At 65.7% G+C, this 248-nt stretch carries 1 protein-coding gene; it reads left to right on the top strand.

Translation table 11 applies throughout. From position 1 onward, the window contains the following. Positions 1–92: 92 nt before the first annotated feature. Positions 93–248 (top strand): helix-turn-helix domain-containing protein (locus EXE42_RS17895; protein WP_275938249.1); only part of this gene is annotated, 156 nt, incomplete at its 3' end.

Here is a 248-nt window from a genome sequence, read left to right as displayed (position 1 = left end):
CGCCGCCGGTCGGTCGTCGGCGCCGGGGGCCTCGCGGCCCGGGCGTCTCGGACTCGGTGATTTTTATACACCGAAGTAGTTAATTGATCGTCATGGACACCGAGGAACTCCTGGAGACGCTCCAGGCCGCCGATCTCTCTTACTATCAGGCGAACGCGTACGTCACGCTGCTTGAGCTGGGGACCGCGTCCGCGACAGAGGTCGCGCAGGCCAGCGACGTGCCGGACGCGCGGATCTACGACGTGCTC

The sequence above is a fragment of the Halorubrum sp. SP3 genome, from assembly GCF_005435195.1.
Taxonomy (GTDB): domain Archaea; phylum Halobacteriota; class Halobacteria; order Halobacteriales; family Haloferacaceae; genus Halorubrum; species Halorubrum sodomense.
The sequence above is the reverse complement of the archived record's forward strand: the minus strand, read 5'-3'. Positions and strand labels throughout refer to the sequence as shown.